The organism is Bartonella sp. CL162QHHD, from assembly GCF_042195435.1.
GTDB lineage: Bacteria > Pseudomonadota > Alphaproteobacteria > Rhizobiales > Rhizobiaceae > Bartonella.
On sequence record NZ_JBHIOG010000016.1, the window covers coordinates 1 to 3,671 of the forward strand.

The window sequence follows — 3,671 nt, forward strand, 5'->3', positions numbered from 1 at the left end:
TTTCCCATTGATCGCCCGTATCTTTGGCGCTTGCAATTCCAACACCTACAGAAGCACCGCTGTTGCTCTTTTCAAACTGAATACCAAAGCCTGTACGTTCTTCCTTTGAGCTTGAGGAATGGCTATTATGACCAGGTGAAACATTCACATCATGGGCGGCCGAAAGATTAATATTCTCACCTGCAAAATCAGAGCCCACCACGTTCACATCTTTTTTGGTGGCGGTGATGGTGATATTGCCATCAGCATTCAGAGAAGAGCCTTGATGTTCAAAACTCTCTTCATTTTCTGTCTTTCCCTCACTCCCGTATATCGACACAAAGCCCTTACCTGATCCCACACCAAAACCTGTTTCATGCTCCTCTGAATGGCTTTTATGGTGATCTGTCATGCCATCAATTGTCACACTTTCTCCGCTCACATTGATATCTTGACCGGAAAGCAGATGAGAAGCAGAAATCTTGGCTTCTCCTTGTGCGTCTAACACGATGTTTCCCGTTGCCCCAAGGATAGAGGAGACCGTTGTGGTATGCGATTGAGATGTATCGGACGATTCCTCATGCAAAAAGCCACTTGATGACGATTGTGCTTGCTGGTCCAAGTGTTCTTGGGCACCTTTTATGACAATCTTTCCCCCAGAGTGAATGGTAATATCCGCTTGTTTCTGATCTCCCAGTGCTTTCTCTCCTGACGTTTCCTCTGCCTTACCGGCTACGAGCGTCGAGGCTACAACTTCCGTGTTATTTCCTGAGTCAATGGCAACGCCTTTTTCTCCTGCTATACTTGAACCTACCACTTGGGTAGCTCCAAAAGTTTCATGATAGGATGAGCTTCCCCCAAAAAAACCGCCATCTGTGTAGCTAGATATCTCACGGTGTGAACTATCCTCTGCATTGGTGATCAGGACATCGTTGCTGGCTTTCAGCCCTACCTTGCCCTCAGCCGCAACGGAACTGCCTGTGATGCTAAGGTCATGCGGTTTCCCATCCTGCCCTGCAACAACAGTGGTATCACCCCCAGATTTTATCGAAGAACCCCGAGAAATAGACTCTTGCCTATCAACACTAAAGTCGCTGCTCTGAAAATGATAATCTCTTTCATCGTTTCTCACCCCTATTGTTATCTCCCCTTGTGCGCCAAGAGCAACATTGTCCTTCGCATCTATATCGGAAGCAGCAATATGGATATCTTGACCCGAGATGACAGTGGTATCTTTTCCAGAACTTAAATGAGAGCCATTGTGCAAGGCGACATGGGAGGTTTCACTCCCGCGATGATTGTCCATGCTGTTGCGTGTAGCATCAATCGAAACATTTTCTTTTGCTTGTAAGTAAAGATCATCATGCGCTTGAACATCAGAGCCTAAAATATTCAAATCTTTTCCAGAGAGAAGTGTCGTCGAGCCTCCAGAGTTTAACACAGATTTATGGTGCATAATGGAGTCACTATACTGTTTATGGTGATGCGTTGCAGCTGAGCCTATCGTCAAGTTGCCTTCTTCTGTAGCCATGGCAAGATCACCTCCGGTGCTGATCCCCACCCCTGAGGCGGTAATATCTTGTTTAGCAATCACCGTTGCATTACCCCCAGCAGAAAGCGCCTCGGTGTTTAATACGGTCTCCACGCCGTCAACCGTTGTGCGCCCTGCGTCCAAACGAATATTCTTCTCCGCAAGGATAACAGCATCCCCACCAGCAGCAAAATGCCCCCCTTGACTGAGGATATCCCCACCATGCACATGCAATTGGTGGTTTGCCGCAATCCGCCCTGAATTGGTTATTGTGGAATTGCTTGTATTTTGGCTGGTGATATTGACATCATCGCCCATGATCAAAGCCCCAGCAGAAACAAAGGAGGCTCTGTCTTTTTCAGGGATGTAAAGCACCGGTGCATAAACATCCATGCCCTTGACCTGTTGGCGCACATAAATCACCATCGGGGCTTCTAGGGACGCCAATTGTTCTTCACTCAAAGCCTCACCAAAAGGGAGATTGTGTGCTTTTGCATAATCTGCCCCACCATCTAGCAAAGTTTTGACTTGTTCAATGGCATCACTTCCAGGAATAAAGGAACCTTTGCCCAAACCTTGACCAACAAGATCACGCATTTGTTTCTCAATCAGCTGCTTTTCAAAATAGGCATCACCTAAGAAAAAAATCTCTCTGTCAGGATTATAACCAATTCTGTTCAAATAATAGGCTGAGCCATAAAACTTGCCGACATCAAGGAATTCTGCCCGCGTTTCATAAATGAAATTTTGATTGGGCAGCGTGCCCCCAACACCCCCCGATTGGGGCTTTGGTAAAGGGAGCCCCTCAGCAAGTTCCCCCGCATTATTGAGATCGACTTTTGGTGTAAAGAGAGCGCCAGCTCCAGGCAAACCACTTAAGGACTCCAGTGGATTGCCTCCAACGGTTTTTGCCTCAAAATGCGCATCCCCTGTAATCGAACCTTCCGCTGCCTCGTTGTGGAGTTGATCGACCACCAAATTCAAAATGCCACCCGCTTGAACAAGACCAGGAACAGTATCGAGAACTTCTGAATTGATATGGCGAAAACCATCATTATTTATTATATCTAAAGCAACATTTCGGCTTCCATCAGCGTTATAAGCATAACAATAAGCATCCGTATTAGCCTGACAACCCATATAGGTGTTTTTATAAGCTGTTGCACCTAAATTGGTCAGCACATTGGCGTGGATATCGGCGTTTCCCCCTGCTTCTATAATGCTATAATGGTTGTCAATGGTATCAGCGTTAATAATAAGATTGCCGTGAGACTGTATCATTCCTTGACGAGTAGGCGAAAATTCTTGCGTGACAGTTTTCTGTATCATGTGAGATAAATTATTCCATCGGTACCCTTGAAAAAAAACCGAACTTTCACTCTCTTCATTCCAAGTAAATGCCTTGTATACTATCCCATCTTCTAAAGTTATCTTACCATAAGTTGCCTCTTTGTTGGGCAAAGAATTTTTAAAGTGAAAATCACATGTGTTTCCCGAACATTCAACTTCCTCATAGGAAACGGCCCATATTTCTATCCCCAACTCATTTGCTATACTTGTTGTATGATACAAAATCGCATTTTCAATTGAATCAAAGCGTTCTGGTTTTTGGAAAGAAATATCGCTATATTCCGTTTTTTCTGTGATGACAGGCGTGCTATCGGCTTCGTTTTTCAGGGTGTTGGTTTGGATATTTAAGTTTCCACCAACTTGAATAAAGCCCGCTTTGTTAACAAGGGAAAGGCTTTTTCCTGTGCCTTCTGCATTGGTGAAAGATAAATCACCTTCTGTCATTATGGTGCCAAAATCATTGAGCAAAGCACCATCAACTTGTAAAGCACCATTGCCCTTCACATAAATTAAGCCCGTTTTGTTGTTGGTCACATCCCCCGTCACGCTAAAGACTAAATCCTGCCCCGATGCCAATTGACCGCTATTTCCAAGCTCCCCCGTTTTGATCACGAAATCTCGTGCCGCTAAAACCGACGTTGTCTCATCAACCATAACGCTTGGGGCAACAAAAAGAATATCTCCAGTCCCTCCCTGATCTGTCACGGCTTGTAGCCGCGCATTGTGAATATCAAGGGCATTGGTGCTTTGAAAGTCTAAACCGCCATAAGCCAATTCGCTCTCTGAGACATCAATATGATCTGCAATTAAA

The 3,671-nt window shown here is 45.1% G+C and carries 1 protein-coding gene; it reads right to left on the reverse strand.

Annotated elements, in window-relative coordinates; translation table 11 throughout:
• The coding region (locus ACFILD_RS01730) for a hemagglutinin repeat-containing protein (protein WP_375664686.1) at positions 1–3,671 on the reverse strand (3,671 nt) is incomplete at both ends.